Source organism: Larkinella fluvii, assembly GCF_051857545.1.
GTDB lineage: Bacteria > Bacteroidota > Bacteroidia > Cytophagales > Spirosomataceae > Larkinella.
This window is the reverse complement of sequence record NZ_JBPZHB010000003.1, coordinates 121,855-137,089: the sequence shown is the minus strand read 5'-3', so window position 1 is coordinate 137,089 and position 15,235 is coordinate 121,855. Positions and strand designations below refer to the sequence as shown.

Sequence of the window (15,235 nt, the reverse complement as noted above, 5' to 3'; positions counted from 1 at the left end):
AACGGCTCAAACGGGTTCCTGAAGCGTCAGTGGAAGCCGAATCACAACCTGCGTCCCGGCGGGTTCGCCGTCGTCATTCCGTTTGTCGATGATTTTTGCTCCCGCTTCTTTTCCACTGCGTTGCTGAATCAGTTGCAGTCGTTCTTCCGTCACTTTCAGCCCGACGCTCTGGTGCGACGAAGCCTGACTTTTGAGGGATGCGGCTTTTTGCCGCCCCACGCCATCGTCATCCACCATACACTCCAGGTGTTCACCGACGGGTTTGATGCAAACCCGGATGGAACCGCGGCTTTTTTTGTGGGCCATACCGTGCAGAATCGCGTTTTCGATGTAGGGCTGAATAATCATCGGCGGAATGGAAACCCGCTCCTGGTCCAGCGACGGATCGGTTTCAATCGAAAAGTCAAACTTGTGGCCAAACCGCAGTTGTTCCAGTTCCAGATACAGTTGAAGCTGTTCGGTTTCGCTGGCCAGCGTCACCCATTCCTGCCGCGAATTGCCGAGAATGAGCCGCATCAGCCGGGCGAATTTGACCAGATACTTATCCGCATTGTCGCTGTCGTTTTGGAGCACAAAAAGCCGGACGGCATTCAGCGAATTGTATAGGAAGTGGGGATTCATCTGCGACCGCAGGGCCTTCATTTCCGAGGTGGCAATCCGTTCCCGCAGCTCGCTTTTCTCCTGTTGCTCCTTCGCCACCCGGCGGTTGCGCCACTGGGCAATGAAAACCACAAGGGCAATGAGCGCCCCAATGGCCGAAAGCCGAAACCACCAGGTTTCCCAGAAGGGCGTCCGGATCGTCACCCGCAGCCGGTAGCCTTCCCGGTTCCAGATGCCGTCGTTGTTGGCCGCAATGACGTGCAGCACGTAGTCGCCGGACGGCACATTGGTGTAGCTGGCAAACGGGCGGTTTCCGGTCTGGTTCCAACGTTCTTCGAAGTCTTCGAGCCGGTAGGCATACCGATTGGCACCGGGATTGTCGAAATTCAGCGCAGCAATTTCAAAGCTGAATTGATTCTGGTCGTAATCGAGAACGATGTCCGGCGGATTGGCCGAGATGTTCCGCAAGTACTCCCGCCCGTTAACTTTGAAGGAAGTCAGATACACGGGAGGAACAAAGCGATTGATCCGAACCCGGCCGGGCTGAATGTAGACCAGTCCCCGCATGGCCCCGAAATAGAGCCGTCCTTTCAAATCGCGCTCGCTCGACCCCGACTCAAATTCGGTCATCGGCAAGCCGTCGGCTTCATCGAAGGGAATAAAACGAAGCTGGCGAATATCGGTGACGGCAACCCCGTTGGACGTGCTGATCCAGAGCGTATCGCCGGTCAGTCGCAAAGCGGCAATGTCGCTGTTGGGCAGTCCGTGCCGGGTCGTGAAGACCTCGAAGCGTTTGGTTTGTTCGTCGAGCCGAGCCAGGCCATTATCCGTACTCATCCAGAGCTTTCCGGTTTCATCCTCGGCAAAGTCCGTTACGCCATCGTCGGGTAAGCTGTGCGGATCGTTTTGATCATGCACATATTCATCCAGCAGTTGGAGATCCGGGCTGATTTTGTAAACCGGACCAAACCCTCCTACCCAGAGATTGTTAAAGCGGTCGATATAGAGCGTATTGTAGTTTTTGCCGGGTAATTTCCGGATTCGTTCGTCGTTGAACCGGTTGAGGAACGTGCGGGTTCGGGGGTCGTAAATGGTTAATTTTTCGTTTGTCCCGATAAAAATCCGGCCATCCGGAGCCTGTGCGCTGTAAAACACCTGACTACCGGCCACAAAATCGCGTCGGTTCGGATCGAAAGGCGGGTAATTGGCCAGGTTGTCGGCCGTGGGCAAACAACGAATTTGCTCGAACTGGTGCGTGGCCGTATCCAGCCGACTCAAACCGGTAAGATGACCCACCCAGATTTTCCCGTCCCGATCGGCCAACACATTGTAGGTCAGGTTATTTCCGATGCTGGTCGGATTTTTCGGGTCATGCTTGTAAATCCGGTAGGACTGTTTCTGCGGATCGATCATGACCAGCCCATCGCGCGATGCAACCCAAAGCCGGTCACTCCGGTCGAACGATAGCGACGTGGCGTCCAGGCCCAGGGACGATGCCGGACTGTACCCTACATCGTCGTAGAGCGAGCGGAACTTATCAATTTTCGGGTTGAACCAGCTCAGCCCGGCATCATCGGAACCCACCCAGATAATCCCGGATCGGTCTTCGAACAACGCGCGCAGGGAATTAGAAACCAGGCTTCGGGGGTTGTTTTCGTCATTCTTATAGCCCAGAAAGCGGTTTTTGGAGGCATCGTACCGGTATAACCCTTCACCGGCGACCGCAGCCCACAGATTGCCTTCCTGGGTAATCAATAACGAGGCTATGCTCTGGTTGACCGCGATTGGCAGGGATCGAAACTGGCCCGTAGCCGGATTCAGGATGGCAATCTGCCCCTTTCGGGTTCCAACATACAAGGCGCCCGAACGGGGGTGCCGGGTGATTGAAGCAATATGATCATCGGGCAGCGAGGTGGGCACGGATGCGTCATGACGGAACCGGCGGAATTGTTGCGTAGCCGGGCTGTAGGCATAAAGACCGGCTTGCGTGCCGATCCAAATCGTTGGGCCATCGAGTACCAACTGCCGGATAAAGTTTGCGGTTGGTCGTTCAGTAGAGTCGGACGGCATAGTCAGCAACCGGGATTTTCCGGTTGCCGGGTCAAATGACACCACCCCACCGCTGGTGCCAAACCACAGCAGGCCGTTGGCCGTTTGAACGGCGGTCCGAATCAGGTTGCAGCCTTCGCCCAATGATTTGAACGAATACCGCCGGAACGACTGGGTCTGGGGGTCAAGCCGGGCCAGTCCTTTCTGGGTTCCTACCCAGAGAATACCATCCCGGGCCTTGAACACACAACGGACGGTACGGTGCGGAAGTGACTGCGGATTACCGAATTGAGGGCCATAATTGGTGCAGCGCAACCCGTCGAACCGCGTCAGGCCCTTGACTGTTCCGATCCAGATAAATCCGAGATCATCCTGAGTTATGGCACTGACATAATTCGTGGCCAACCCCTGGCGCAGCGATAGGCGTTGAAACGACAGCGTGGGTGACTGGGCCAGGACCTGCGTAAACAACAACCAGAAGGTTACTAGAAACGCCGGGCGTCGTAGGGTAATCATTGAAAAAGAAAGGGGTCGGTGGGCGAAAAAGCTGGTTTGTTGTACCGGTTCTCAAATGAAGCAAAAATAATACTAAAATGCATCATTTGAGCCTATTTCCCCACCGGGTACGCTACGCAGTTCGCAACCGGAAAACCGCCCCGTCCATCGTCTCGTCGACGCGCAACTGACACGCCAGCCGACTGTCTGAATCCGCGTCGGGCAGGGTATCGAGCAGGTCGCCTTCCGCATCGTTCACCGGCGGCAAGCGGTCGGCGCCTTCCAGTACGGCTACGTGGCAGGTGGCGCACAGGGCCATGCCCCCGCAAGTAGCCAGAATAGGATATTCGGAGGCTTTCAGCACTTCCATCAGGCTCAGGCTGATGCCTTCCGGTATTTCGATTGGCTGCTGAGCGCTGTTTTGGTCTTCAATGGTGAAGTGGATCATGGTGTAGATGTGAGAGGATAGACAAGAGAATAGAGACAAAAACTGTCGTGGTCACAGGTCTTTACTCTTTTGTCTATCCTCTCTTGTCTTTTTAAAAGGTTGGTATTCCGTTGACGGTGGTGTATTTAAAACTCAATTTCTGACTGGGGTACACGTATTTGAACGCACTCTGACACATCAGGGCAGCTTCATGAAAACCGCACAGAATCAGTTTCAGTTTGCCGGGGTACGTATTGATGTCGCCGATGGCATAAATCCGTTCCACGTTGGTGGAATAATCCGTGGTATCGACCTGAATGGCTGATTTATCGATCTGGAGTCCCCAGTCGGCGATGGGGCCGAGTTTGGGCGTCAGGCCGAAGAGCGGAATCAGGTGATCGGTGGCGCGTGTCGTTACGGTTTTGTCCTTGCCCGTGATGGTGATCTCCTGCAAATGGCCGTTCCCGGAAACGCGGGTAATGTTGGATTGCAGAATCAGGTTGATCCGGCCTTCGCTGGCGAGTTCAAACACTTTTTCGGCCGAATCGGGTGCGCCCCGAAAGCTGTCGCTGCGGTGAATCAGGGTTACTTCTTTGGCAATATTAGCCAGAAAAACCGTCCAGTCGAGGGCCGAATCACCCCCGCCCGCCAGCACCACCCGCCGGTCGCGCAACAGCTCCGGGTTCTTGATCATGTACGAAACGCCTTTCCCTTCAAACGCTTCCAGCCCCTCGATTTCGGGTTTGCGGGGTTCGAAACAACCCAAACCGCCCGCAATCACCACGACCTGGCAATGCACCACGGTTTGCTCGTTGGTGGTAATGAAAAACGATCCGTCGGCCTGGCGTTCCAGATTTTCCACCCGTTCGCCCAGCGTGAATGTCGGATGAAACGGATTGATCTGTTCCATCAGGTTATCCACCAGCTCCTGTGCTTTGACGTCGGGGAAGCCGGGAATGTCATAAATCGGTTTCTGGGGATAAATCTCGGATAACTGCCCGCCCACCTGCGGCAGAGCGTCGATGAGGTGGCAGCGCATCTTCAGTAAACCGGCTTCAAAAACAGCGAAAAGTCCTACGGGACCCGCGCCAATGATGCAAATGTCTGTCGTGATCATGGTATTTGTTTGTGTTTGCTCATCAGGATGGCAATTATCGACCAGCTTTCCTGACTTCCGCCTGGCAAAGGTAGTCGCCAAATTCGCGAAAGGTCATAACAAAAGGTATGATAAAACAGAATATGCTATAAGTATAGTGAATAGGCGAAGCCGTTTTTCAGTCGATTGAGTGAATGGTCACGAGGTGACGTATAAAGTCTCTTTTTTGTCGGAAAATGCGACAGCCTCAATCCGATGAATGCCGCACCTTTGTACTCGTAGTTGAACGCTACGCACAAAACAGTAGACAACATCAAATCATGAAAAAACGAATTCCTGCCGCGATGCCATTCGCGAAAAACTCCGCGTGGGTCACCACCGTATTCACCCAGCGCGCCTTTGCCATCCTTCTTTCAGCCACCTTCCTCGTAACCGGTTGTAAAAAAGACGACGTCGATCCAACCCCCACTCCCTCCAACACCGTGACAGCCAATGCCGGTGCCGACCAGGAAGTGCAGGTGGGCGAAACCGTAAAACTCGACGGCAGCGCTTCCGTCGACACCAAAGGAGCCCCGTTGACTTTTCAGTGGACGATTGCTTCCAAACCCGCCAAAAGTACGGCAGCCATTTCGGCGGCCACCACGGCCAAACCCACTTTCGTCGCCGATGAAGTAGGTGATTACGAACTCGAACTAACGGTTTCGAACGCCAACGGAACCAGCAAGGATAAAGTAAAACTGGCCGCTTCCGTCGCCCAGCCCGTTGCCATCGACAAGAGCATCACCGTTAAAACCGTGCTAACCGACCGCATTGCCAACCCCGATTATCCGGATTATATCGTCACGAAAAGCATCGCCGTTTCGCACGAACTGACCATCAACCCCGGTGTCGTGATCGCCTTTGAACGGGATACCCGCATGGACATCAACGACGGCGGTGGCTTGATCATCGCGAAAGGAACTACCGAGAAGAAAATCCGCTTCATCGGTGCCGAGAAAACCAAAGGCTACTGGGTTGGTATTATGATCTACTCGGGCAGCAACGCCAACGTGTTTGAAAACATTGAAGTGATGCACGCCGGAAGCCGCGCCCTCATCAGCGCAACCAAAGCCGGGATGGCCCTGTTTGGCGGTGGAAAAGCCCAGATCGCCCTGAAAAACAGCCTTTTCTCGCAAAACGATGGCTATGGCCTGCTGGTGCAGGAAGGCGGTATTCTGCGCGAATTTGCCACCAATAGCTTTACGAAAAATAGCGAAGCCGGGATTGTTCTCGATCCGGCCAACGTCGACAAACTGGATGCGGCCTCGGCTTTCACGGGTGAAAACGGCCGGAATGTGGTTGAAATCAAGGGGTATTACCTGCGGGAAGGCAGCGACATTACCTGGGGCGGTTTCAAAGACAAAACGCCGTATCGTCTGGCTGGCGATTTTGCGGTCGAATCCGGCTTGACGCTGAGCCCCGGTGTGACGATCGAAGCAGCCCGCGATGTGGTCATGATGATCAATAGCAAGGGCTATCTGATTGCCAAAGGAACGGCCACCGAAAAAGTGACCTTCACGGGTGCCGACCGCACCTCCGCTTCCTGGAAAGGCCTGATGATTTACTCGAACAACTCCCGGAATGTGATCGAAAACGCGGAGATCAGCCACGGTGGTAGTCTGGCCATCGTTTCAGGCAAAAAGGCTAATGTGGCTTTGTACGGCGGTAATTTATCGGTCAAAAATACCACGATCGCCAACGGTGGCGGCTACGGAATCTTCGTCAGTTACAGCTCAAAACTCAACGCAGATGCCTCGACCGTCAACACCTTCAAGGCCAATGCGCAGGACAATGTTCTGCTTGAAAAATAAATTGTAAGAATTTGAGATTAAGGGTTTAGGGATAATTCAGACAGCCCGGTACTGCTTGTGCCGGGCTGTTTTTTGTGTTTTTTTATAAAAAGGAATAATAAATGTAAAATGATGAATATTAAATGTAAAAGTGCCGGATTGACAACTCCTTTTACATTTAATATTCATCATTTTACATTTATCATTCCCTTGTAACAAAAAAATCAACCCGGCGCAATCCAATCCTGCACCGCCTGTTTGTAATTTTTCCCAACCGGCAACCGCTTCCCGTTCCTAAGCACAATCGTATTGCCTTCGATAAACTGCACATACGGTTTGTTGAGCAGGTAAGATTTATGAATGCGAATAAACGCGTCCGCCGGAAGCTGGCTTTCAAAACTGCTCAGGGTTCGGGGCGTCAGTAAAAAACCGGTTTCCCGCCAGACTTTCACGTAATTGCCCAGGCTTTCCAGGTAGTAAATCTCGTCCAGATTGACCAACACCTGTTTTTTATCGGACTTAATGTAGATCTGTGCGAGAGCCGGAGAAACCAGAGAAGATGGAATAAGCACCGGTTCCTGGCGAGAGAAATCAACCAGCGCCCGGTTGACGGCTTTCAAAAACCGGTCGAACCGGAAGGGTTTCAGCAGGTAATCGGAAACATCCAGATCGAAGCTTTCCAGGGCATATTCTTCGTAGGCCGACGTAATGATTACCAGCGGTTTTCGGGTCAGGGTTTTTAACAGATCCAGGCCCGTGAGCCGGGGCATCCGGATGTCCAGAAAAATCAGATCGACCGGATGCCGGCTCAGAAAGTCGAGTGCTTCCGTGGCCAGGTAACACTGCCCGCAAATCTCCAGAAAAGGCACATCCTCCGCATACGTCCGAATGACGTCATGCGCCAGGGGTTCATCGTCAATAATCAGACAACGCATCTTCATGAGCATAGCAGCGTTAATTCGGCCGTAAACCGCTGGTCCGTAGCAGTAATGATCAGCGTATGCTTTCCCGGATACAGCAACGCCAACCGCCTTTGGAGGTTTTGCAACCCAATCCCGGTCTGGCTTTTTTCCGGCGGCTCAAACGAGTTTTCACAGCGAATATAAAGCTGCCGGGCATCGGATCGAACCAGCAGGTGCAAAAAGGCCGCGTCCTGTGCCGGTTCAATCCCATGTTTGAAGGCATTTTCAACCAGCACAATGAGCAGCAGGGGGGCTACGGGCAACTGATCGTCGGTGATTTCCTGTTCAAACCGGACGTCGGCCCGCCGTTGAAGCCGGAGTTGCTGCAAATACAGGTAGCCTTCGATGTAGTCGATTTCCTGCCGGATGGTTACCTGCCGTTCCCGACCTTTGTAGATGACATACCGCATCAGTTCGGCCAGTTTCAGGATGCTTTCCGGTGCCCGCTCCGATTTCTGAAGGCTCAGGGCGTAGAGGTTATTGAGCGTATTGAAAAAGAAATGCGGGTTAAGCTGTTGTTTCAGTAAATCGAGTTCGGCTTCGGTTTTTTCCTTCTCCAGCGACACGATCCGGGCGTTCTGGTTGAACCACTGCAACGCCAGCACCACGGGCAGGCTTACCAGCATAACCGCCAGAGCGGCAAACGCATTTTCCAATTGAAACGGGTTACTCGAAAAAAAACCGCCTAACCGCTCGTTGATGGGCAACAGCAGCAAAGCCTGGGCGATCAGCGGATACAGCAACGCGATGGTGGCCAGCACACTCAGGCCGTAAAACACCAGTCCCTTCTGTTTCAGAACGTGGGAAACCAGAAAATGGCTGTTGAGGTAAAAAAACAGATAACCGCTCAAATACATCAGCAAAAACTGTAGCGCATAACTCAGAAAGGTACCGAAATGGTGGAATAGCTTACCCAAATCCAGCGTAAACGCAATCAGCAATTGCTCCTTCGTGTCATACAACGGGTTGCCCAGGCTCGAAACGGCCATGGCCGCCAGCGTGACGGAAATTAGCGTGACGCTGATGATGAGAGCTTCTTCCAGACCGAATTTTTGCAGCCACTGAACCCGCCGGAGCTGCTTTTGCAGGTAGGCCGCACTTTCCAGCAGCAACTCGAGCAGAAGCGCGTAAAAAGCGGCCAGAATGAACAACGAATCGGGCAAGCCAAACGGGGCGAAATAGACAAAAACCGCCGTGCTGAGCGGGAGGTAAAATGCGAAACAGGCCAGCCACCGTTGCAGATACCGTCGGCGGGGCAGTTGCCGTTTCCAGTGTGGTTTGTACCCGGAAAATACCAGAACCGGCAGAAGTAATACACTGACTGTCAACACGGATTGGCAATAGGTCAGCCAGGTGGTCGGTCGGTTGGTCAGGGTATTGGCGATGCTCAAAGCACTGGCCATCCCTAGAAAAAGCCCGGTCTCCAGGTATCGAAGCAGTCGTTCGGGTTGGTAAACTACGGTATTCGTGGTCATGGGAAGATCAAGAAAGCGGGTTACGATGGAATCCACAAATCAAAATGACAAACGGACCGAAGCCGATGACGAACGTCGCCGGAAGGCTAAAATCAGACCGAATGCATCGTTCGTCACGAAACCGGCTGCGTTGCTCATTTAAACCGGTCATTGATGGCGATCTCCGCTACTTTTCGACTCTCTTTCGTTACGAACCAACTTCGTATGAGTCGCTTACAAATCAACCAACTCAGCAAACAATACGCCAACGGCGTGAAAGCACTGGACGCGGTTTCGCTCACCATTCCGAACGGTTTGTTTGGCCTGCTGGGCCCGAACGGCGCGGGCAAATCGTCCCTCATGCGAACGCTCGCAACCCTCCAGCAACCCGACAGCGGTACGGTTTTCTTCGATGGCGTCGACATTCACCAGCATCCGCAGCGCTTGCGGAGTCAGTTGGGCTACCTCCCGCAGGATTTCGGCGTGTATCCCAACGTGTCGGCGAGCGAACTCCTGCATCACCTGGCCATTTTGAAAGGACTGCAGAACCAGCGCGACCGGCGTGAACAGGTCGATGCGCTCTTGCAGCAAACCAATCTCTATCCCGTTCGGAAACAGGCCGTCAGCACGTTTTCGGGCGGGATGCTGCAACGGTTCGGCATTGCGCAGGCACTGCTGGGAAACCCGCAACTCATCATCGTGGACGAACCAACGGCGGGTCTCGATCCCAAAGAGCGGAACCATTTTCACGATCTGCTGAGCGAAATCGGCGAAGAGGTGGTGGTGATTCTGTCGACGCACATCGTGGAAGACGTCTACGAACTGTGTCCGCAACTGGCGATCCTGGCATCGGGAAAAATCATTGCGCAGGGCAGTCCGGCCCACCTCACCAGCACGCTACAAGGCCGGGTCTGGGGCAAAACCATCCCGAACGACACGCTGCCGCAATATCAGGCGGCCTACACGGTTTTGTCGACCCGCCGATTTTCGGGAAAACGCCAGGTGCTGGTGCTGGCCGACGAATGCCCTGAGGCTGGTTTCGAACCGGTTTTGCCCAGTCTGGAAGAAGTATATTTTTCGGTTCTACCGGAAACCAAACAGGAAACCGTATGCTAAACCGCTTACTTCGCTTCGAAGGTTGGTATCACAGCCGCCAGCTCTCGTTCCGGGCCGCAGCCGGGTTGTTCTTTCTGTTTGGACTCATCGCCGTGCGGGGCGGTTTCGGGGGCGACGCGGTCTATACCAACGCCCCCTACGTCGTCAATACCCTGGTGGCGTTGCTTTCGCTTTTTTCGATCCTGGTCAGCACATTGCTGTGCGCCAACGTGGTGTTGCGCGATACCACCTATCGGATGGACGCGCTGGTTGCCACGAGTTCCGTCCGGCGGTTTTCTTACTTTACGTCCCGGTTTTCGGGTTTGTTTCTGGCGGTTTTCAGCCTGCTGGGGCTGGCGGTTCTGGGCCTCTTCGTCGGTTCTTTTCTGAGCGATCCAGCCCGGCGCGGACCGGTTCATCTGGCTTTTTACGCCTGGCCAATGCTGGTGTTCGGGGTGCCGAATCTCTTCTTTTCGGTCAGCCTCATTTTTAGCACGGCCATGCTGAGCCGGAGCCCACGGGCGGTTTATACCACCGGCGTGTTGATTTACGTGCTGTATCTGCTGGGCTCGGTTCTGGGCAATTCGCCCCTGATGGCGGGTTCGGCACCCCGCGCGGATTCAAGTAGTTTGCTGCCGTTTCTGATGGACCCATTCGGACTGGCGCCATTTTTTCAGGAAACCCGTTTCTGGACCGTCGAGCAGCGAAATCATCAGCTTTTTCCCGTCAACGGTTTGTTCGGGATCAACCGGCTGGTGTGGAGCGGACTGGCCCTGCTGGTGCTGGCGATCAGTTATCGCGGGTTTTCGTTCGGCGAAACCAAACCGGTTCGTTCCCGAAAAACAAAACCGGAGTCATCCGTTGGGCCGCGAATACCGTATCGCCGGTACCGACTGACGCCCGGCACATTGCGGCACACGGCAATGGCGTTCAGAGCGCAACTAAAAGCGGAAGCCAGGGCGGTTTTTGGAAATTTCCCGGTTTGGGTGATGCTGATTCTCTGGGTTTTCCTGACCGGAATCGACCTGAAAGATCACCTGCGGAACGGCTGGTTCGGCATCGTGACGTATCCGGATACGGGCGTAATCGTCGAATACCTCTGCTCGATCCGGCCCGCCCTGTTGCTGATCATTTTCTGGGGAGCCGAACTGGTCGGACGGGAGCGATTGGGTCAGCGGCAGGCGTTAATCGCCAGCACCCCGGCGCACCCGCTGGTTTTTGTCGGAGCCAAACTGATGGCTTTAGCCTTACTCATTGGGCTGATCATCAGCATCAACATCGGGATCGGGCTGACAATTCAGGGAATGGCGGGCTATTTCGAACCTGCTGTCCTGCTTTACGGGTCGCTTTACTATTACAGCGGTTTGCCTCTGCTGTGGTTTGCGGTTCTGGTTGTTTTTATCCAAACCCTCAGCCCGAACAAATACCTCGGCCTGCTGCTCAGCCTGGTAGTGGCGGCCCTGCTGGTTTTCAGCCGCCGACTCGGCATCGAACATTACCTGCTCCGGTACGCCGTCGTTCCCGAATTCAATTATTCATCGATGAACGGTTTTGGTCATTATGCCCCCGCTTTTGATTGGTATATGGCCTACTGGGGCTGCTGCGCGGTTTTGCTCACGATTCTGTCCGTCGGCTTCTGGCCCACTACGCTGCACCTCCGGGCGCGGCACCGCCTGAAAACCGTCGGAAAACAGGTCGGGAAAACCGGAAGAATCCTTTTTTGCGGAGCGTTTCTGCTCGGATTGCTGGTGGGCGGATTGATTTATTACCAGACTAACGTGATTGGGAAGTACCAAAGCAAAACCACCCGGCAGAACTGGCAAATCCGCTACGAACAGACCTACAAACGGTTTGCAAACCTCCCCCGGCCGGTGATTACCGCCCTGAAAATGCAGGTGGATGTGTACCCGGAAAGTCGCCAATACCGCGTAAAGGGACATTATCAGCTTCAAAATCAATCCAAAACACCCCTGAACCGGATCTGGTTGGGTGTCGACCCGGAGGTTTCGGCCGTTCGACTAACGCTCCCCGGCGGTCGGGAGAAAACCTACGACCCGGTTTTTCATCAATACCAGTTCGAACTGGCCAAACCGTTGCGGCCGGGCGAAACCACTTCGCTGCACTTCTCGATGGCGGTTTTGCGGACCGGTTTTATGCCGTTCAACAGTGAAAACTCGGTGGTCGAAAACGGTTCCTATATCGAACTGGAGAAATACGTGCCGTTTTTGGGCTACAACGCCCGGCTGGAATCCGACGATGAAACCGTTCGCCGGGCAGCGGGCCTGGGCCGGCAAACCGTCCGGAATCCTTCGGACCACTACCACCTGATCGATCTGGAAACCACGATTTCAACGGCTGCCGACCAACAGATTGCCACGGTAGGAACGCTGCAAAAAGCGTGGACTCAGGGCGACCGACGGTATTTCTCCTATCAATCAAGCCACCCGGTGCCGTTCATGTTTGCGCTGAGTTCGGCCCGGTATGCGGAAAAAACCGACGTGTATCAAGGCGTGGCCTTGCGCATTCTGTATCAACCGGGGCAAACCGCCAATATCCCGGCCATGATGCAGGGCTTGAAGGATGCGCTGGCGTACGGCATTCATCATTTTGGCCCGTATCCGTTCCGGCACCTGACGCTGGCGGAAATCCCGCAGTATGGCGGTTCGGCAACGGCCTATCCGGGAACAGTTTTCAGCCGGGAAAAACTCAATTTCCTGACGGATTTTCGGGAGCCTCGAAAGGTGAATTATGCTTACGCCACCGTCGTACACGAAGTCGCTCATCAGTGGTGGGCGCACCAGCTTCGGCCGGTTTCCGGGCCGGGCGATCAGTTGCTGACGGAGTCGCTGGCGAAATACACGGAAGCGACCGTTCTCCGAAAACGGTACGGCAAAATGATTTTACGACCTTATTTTCAGGGTGATAAGAATTTTTATTTTGCCAGCCGCCATCAGTCAGAAGCGGAATTGCCGTTGGTTGTCACGGAGAATCAGCCGTTTGCCGGGTATCAAAAAGGCGGTCTGGTGCTGTGCCGGATTCAGGAACAGATGGGTGAAGAGCATTTCAACCGGGCGTTGCGCCAACTCCTCACCGACCACACCTATCCCCGGAAAAAGCCAAAACCCGACGATCTGGTGCAGGCCCTGAAACGGGAAGCGACGGAAGAACGGCGCCGACTAATCGATGAGGTTTTGAGGAACGTCGTCACCAACGCCTTGTCCATTCGGGTGCTTTCCTGTAAACCACTTGCTAACGGTCAGTTTGCACTCACGATGGAAGTCAATAGTGCGAAAACTAAGCATCGAAACGATGGAAAACCGGTAAGCCTGCCACCTAACGACGCGTGGGAAATCGCGGTTTTTGATCAGCCTTCGGACGAATGGACTGCGGTTACAAAGCCGGTTTACAGCCGGCAATACCGCTTCACAAAACCGCGCACCATCGTTCGGCTGACCGTCGGCAAAAAGCCCAAAACCGTCGCAATCGACCCGTATGGCTATGCACTGGACGAAAATTCGCAGAATAACGTGGCCGATATCAACCAGTAGGAAAAACCCCTGCGCTGACCAAAGGCCAGCGATAACCGCTACAGTCGGCAAAAAGTCCTGAAAAATTTACCAGAAAAGAAGCCCTGACGACCAAGCTTTTACCCCGGTTTTCGCTGGAACCTTCGGGGCTATACGATAAGATTAGCGAAACAATTACAACTACTTCCCGGTCTACAGGGTCTTATAGCAAACAGTGGGATCGCATGTGGGGGTGGATATCCGGTTTTTCAAAGACAAATCTCCCTCTAAACAATTGATTAGCAGCCTGGTCGTGTGACGTTATCGTCGCCCAGACTGTCCGCATGACGCAGTCCCCAATAAAAACAACGTGAATGAATAGCTTGACTGCGTACGATAAGCATTTGGCCCGGATTGTGATGTTTGCGTTTTTACTGCCCAACCGGTTGCAGATTTTTGTTCTGATGGGAATTTTTCTATTCTGGGTCGTCAGAGACATTTTTTTCAATAAAAGCCGATCTTTCCGACCCTACGGCGGAGTTTTTTTACTGGGAAGTGTCTACTTGCTCTACGCTTTCCATGTCCCGTTTACCGACCCCGCCAACCGCTCCGGCGTCCTTTTTGACCTTGAACAGAAAGCCAGCCTGTTTGTCGCGCCGTTTGCCCTTCTTTTTTTACAGCCCCAAACGCGCAAAATCCTTTCCGGTGAACTGATTTATTTCGTATACGCCTGTTTTATTTCCTGTTTGGCGGGCAATCTGTTTTATCTGCTCGAATACGGCTGGCAAATCAGCGGCCCGGAAGCCCATATTCAATACCGGCTTTATTTTGAGAAAATCACGAGCTTCCACCCCACCTACATGGGCATCAACCTGTGTTTTGCCTCCGCCATTTTGTTGATTTCGCCAAAGCACCGGCAGCAACTGAAAGGCTGGAAACTGGGCGCGGTGCTCTTTCCGTTGTTCCTGTTTTTGATGGCCCTGATGCCCAAAGCCCCCGTCATTGCGCTGTTCGTTATGCTGCTCTATTACGCCTGGATCAACCGGACTCAAAAATACCGGCTTGTTCCCATTCTGGCCGTACTGGTTCTCTCGGTGTCGGTTGCCTGCATTTCCATTCCGTTCAGCAGCCAGCGGATCGGGGAATTTTCGGCTTTGATCAACGCCAAGCCAACCGACAATCCCAATGCCAATTCGGTGCAGATGCGGCAGGTAATCTTATCGGTCGATCTGGACGTTTTGAAAGAACATTGGGTGGCGGGGTTAGGTCCTGGCTACGTCGATCAGGCGTTGCGGGCTCAATATGAAGTGTATTCAAAACTGTTGCACATTCCGCTGGTGGCCTATGATACTCACAATGAATACATCAATCAATGGCTTTCGTTTGGCTTGATTGGCATTGGCTTGCTGCTGGTCATTCTGGGGGTTCAGTTTGCCAATGCATTCCGACGGCGCGATCATCTCTACACCATTCTGCTGATGATTGTCGCCATTACCTTCTTCACCGAGAATGTCTGGTCGCAACAACACGGGGTGGTGTTTTACTCCTTCTTTACGTCTCTATTTTTCCTGACCGGGATGAAACTGCCTCCAAATCCGGTAGAGCCGGAAATCGTCAAAACCAGAACCCGGCCGGAGAAAGTCCTGCACGAAATTGGATAAAATCGCCGTAACGGCGGTTAATAGCCAAAAACTTCCGTATTTTACCCCGGTTTTTAAACGA

At 53.7% G+C, this 15,235-nt stretch carries 9 protein-coding genes; 4 read left to right on the top strand and 5 right to left on the bottom strand.

Translation table 11 applies throughout. The features are described from left to right. Positions 1 to 6: 6 nt before the first annotated feature. From ACS5NO_RS08095 to ACS5NO_RS08085, 3 genes are all read right to left on the bottom strand, one after another. On the bottom strand, positions 7 to 3,165 hold the full coding sequence (locus ACS5NO_RS08095) for a sensor histidine kinase (protein ID WP_439414667.1): 3,159 nt from the start codon (positions 3,163 to 3,165) through the stop codon (positions 7 to 9). A 112-nt stretch (positions 3,166 to 3,277) separates the two neighbouring features. Beyond that, a complete protein-coding gene (locus ACS5NO_RS08090; RefSeq protein ID WP_439414666.1) occupies positions 3,278 to 3,592 on the bottom strand; it encodes a 2Fe-2S iron-sulfur cluster-binding protein in 315 nt (104 codons plus the stop codon). Between the two features lie 91 nt (positions 3,593 to 3,683). After that, complete coding sequence (locus tag ACS5NO_RS08085; RefSeq protein WP_439414665.1) at positions 3,684 to 4,688, bottom strand: NAD(P)/FAD-dependent oxidoreductase; 1,005 nt, start codon at positions 4,686 to 4,688, stop codon at positions 3,684 to 3,686. A gap of 299 nt (positions 4,689 to 4,987) precedes the next feature. Between ACS5NO_RS08085 and ACS5NO_RS08080 the strand changes: the two genes are divergently transcribed. Next, the gene (locus ACS5NO_RS08080) at positions 4,988 to 6,517 is read left to right on the top strand and encodes a right-handed parallel beta-helix repeat-containing protein (protein WP_439414664.1); all 1,530 of its coding nucleotides are present in this window, start codon (positions 4,988 to 4,990) and stop codon (positions 6,515 to 6,517) included. 203 nt (positions 6,518 to 6,720) lie between these two features. Here the strand turns inward: ACS5NO_RS08080 and ACS5NO_RS08075 are convergent, their stop codons facing one another. Together ACS5NO_RS08075 and ACS5NO_RS08070 are read right to left on the bottom strand one after the other, a co-directional pair. Then, a complete protein-coding gene (locus tag ACS5NO_RS08075; protein WP_439414663.1) occupies positions 6,721 to 7,437 on the bottom strand; it encodes a LytR/AlgR family response regulator transcription factor in 717 nt (238 codons plus the stop codon). Further along, entirely contained in the window at positions 7,434 to 8,933 is a 1,500-nt protein-coding gene (locus ACS5NO_RS08070) for a sensor histidine kinase (protein WP_439414662.1), read from the bottom strand. Before ACS5NO_RS08070 ends, ACS5NO_RS08075 begins: the two co-directional genes overlap by 4 nt. A 204-nt stretch (positions 8,934 to 9,137) precedes the next feature. Between ACS5NO_RS08070 and ACS5NO_RS08065 the strand changes: the two genes are divergently transcribed. The 3 genes from ACS5NO_RS08065 to ACS5NO_RS08055 all read left to right on the top strand — a co-directional run bounded on the left by ACS5NO_RS08065 (position 9,138) and on the right by ACS5NO_RS08055 (position 15,174). Further along, the gene (locus ACS5NO_RS08065; protein WP_439414661.1) at positions 9,138 to 10,028 is read left to right on the top strand and encodes an ABC transporter ATP-binding protein; all 891 of its coding nucleotides are present in this window, start codon (positions 9,138 to 9,140) and stop codon (positions 10,026 to 10,028) included. Continuing rightward, positions 10,022 to 13,555, top strand: a complete 3,534-nt coding sequence (locus ACS5NO_RS08060) for an ABC transporter permease/M1 family aminopeptidase (RefSeq protein ID WP_439414660.1) — start codon at positions 10,022 to 10,024, stop codon at positions 13,553 to 13,555. The genes ACS5NO_RS08065 and ACS5NO_RS08060 overlap by 7 nt, the downstream gene beginning before the upstream one ends. 332 nt (positions 13,556 to 13,887) lie before the next feature. Next, complete coding sequence (locus ACS5NO_RS08055; protein ID WP_439414659.1) at positions 13,888 to 15,174, top strand: O-antigen ligase family protein; 1,287 nt, start codon at positions 13,888 to 13,890, stop codon at positions 15,172 to 15,174. The last annotated feature ends 61 nt before the right edge of the window (positions 15,175 to 15,235 follow it).

Excerpts from the sequence above, each read along its gene's own strand:
- ACS5NO_RS08085 (WP_439414665.1), bottom strand. The coding sequence starts at position 4,688 with ATGATCACGACAGACATTTGCATCATTGGCGCGGGTCCCGTAGGACTT.
- ACS5NO_RS08060 (WP_439414660.1), top strand. The coding sequence starts at position 10,022 with ATGCTAAACCGCTTACTTCGCTTCGAAGGTTGGTATCACAGCCGCCAG.
- ACS5NO_RS08080 (WP_439414664.1), top strand. The coding sequence starts at position 4,988 with ATGAAAAAACGAATTCCTGCCGCGATGCCATTCGCGAAAAACTCCGCG.
- ACS5NO_RS08075 (WP_439414663.1), bottom strand. The coding sequence starts at position 7,437 with ATGAAGATGCGTTGTCTGATTATTGACGATGAACCCCTGGCGCATGAC.
- ACS5NO_RS08095 (WP_439414667.1), bottom strand. The coding sequence starts at position 3,165 with ATGATTACCCTACGACGCCCGGCGTTTCTAGTAACCTTCTGGTTGTTG.
- ACS5NO_RS08090 (WP_439414666.1), bottom strand. The coding sequence starts at position 3,592 with ATGATCCACTTCACCATTGAAGACCAAAACAGCGCTCAGCAGCCAATC.
- ACS5NO_RS08065 (WP_439414661.1), top strand. The coding sequence starts at position 9,138 with ATGAGTCGCTTACAAATCAACCAACTCAGCAAACAATACGCCAACGGC.
- ACS5NO_RS08070 (WP_439414662.1), bottom strand. The coding sequence starts at position 8,933 with ATGACCACGAATACCGTAGTTTACCAACCCGAACGACTGCTTCGATAC.
- ACS5NO_RS08055 (WP_439414659.1), top strand. The coding sequence starts at position 13,888 with ATGAATAGCTTGACTGCGTACGATAAGCATTTGGCCCGGATTGTGATG.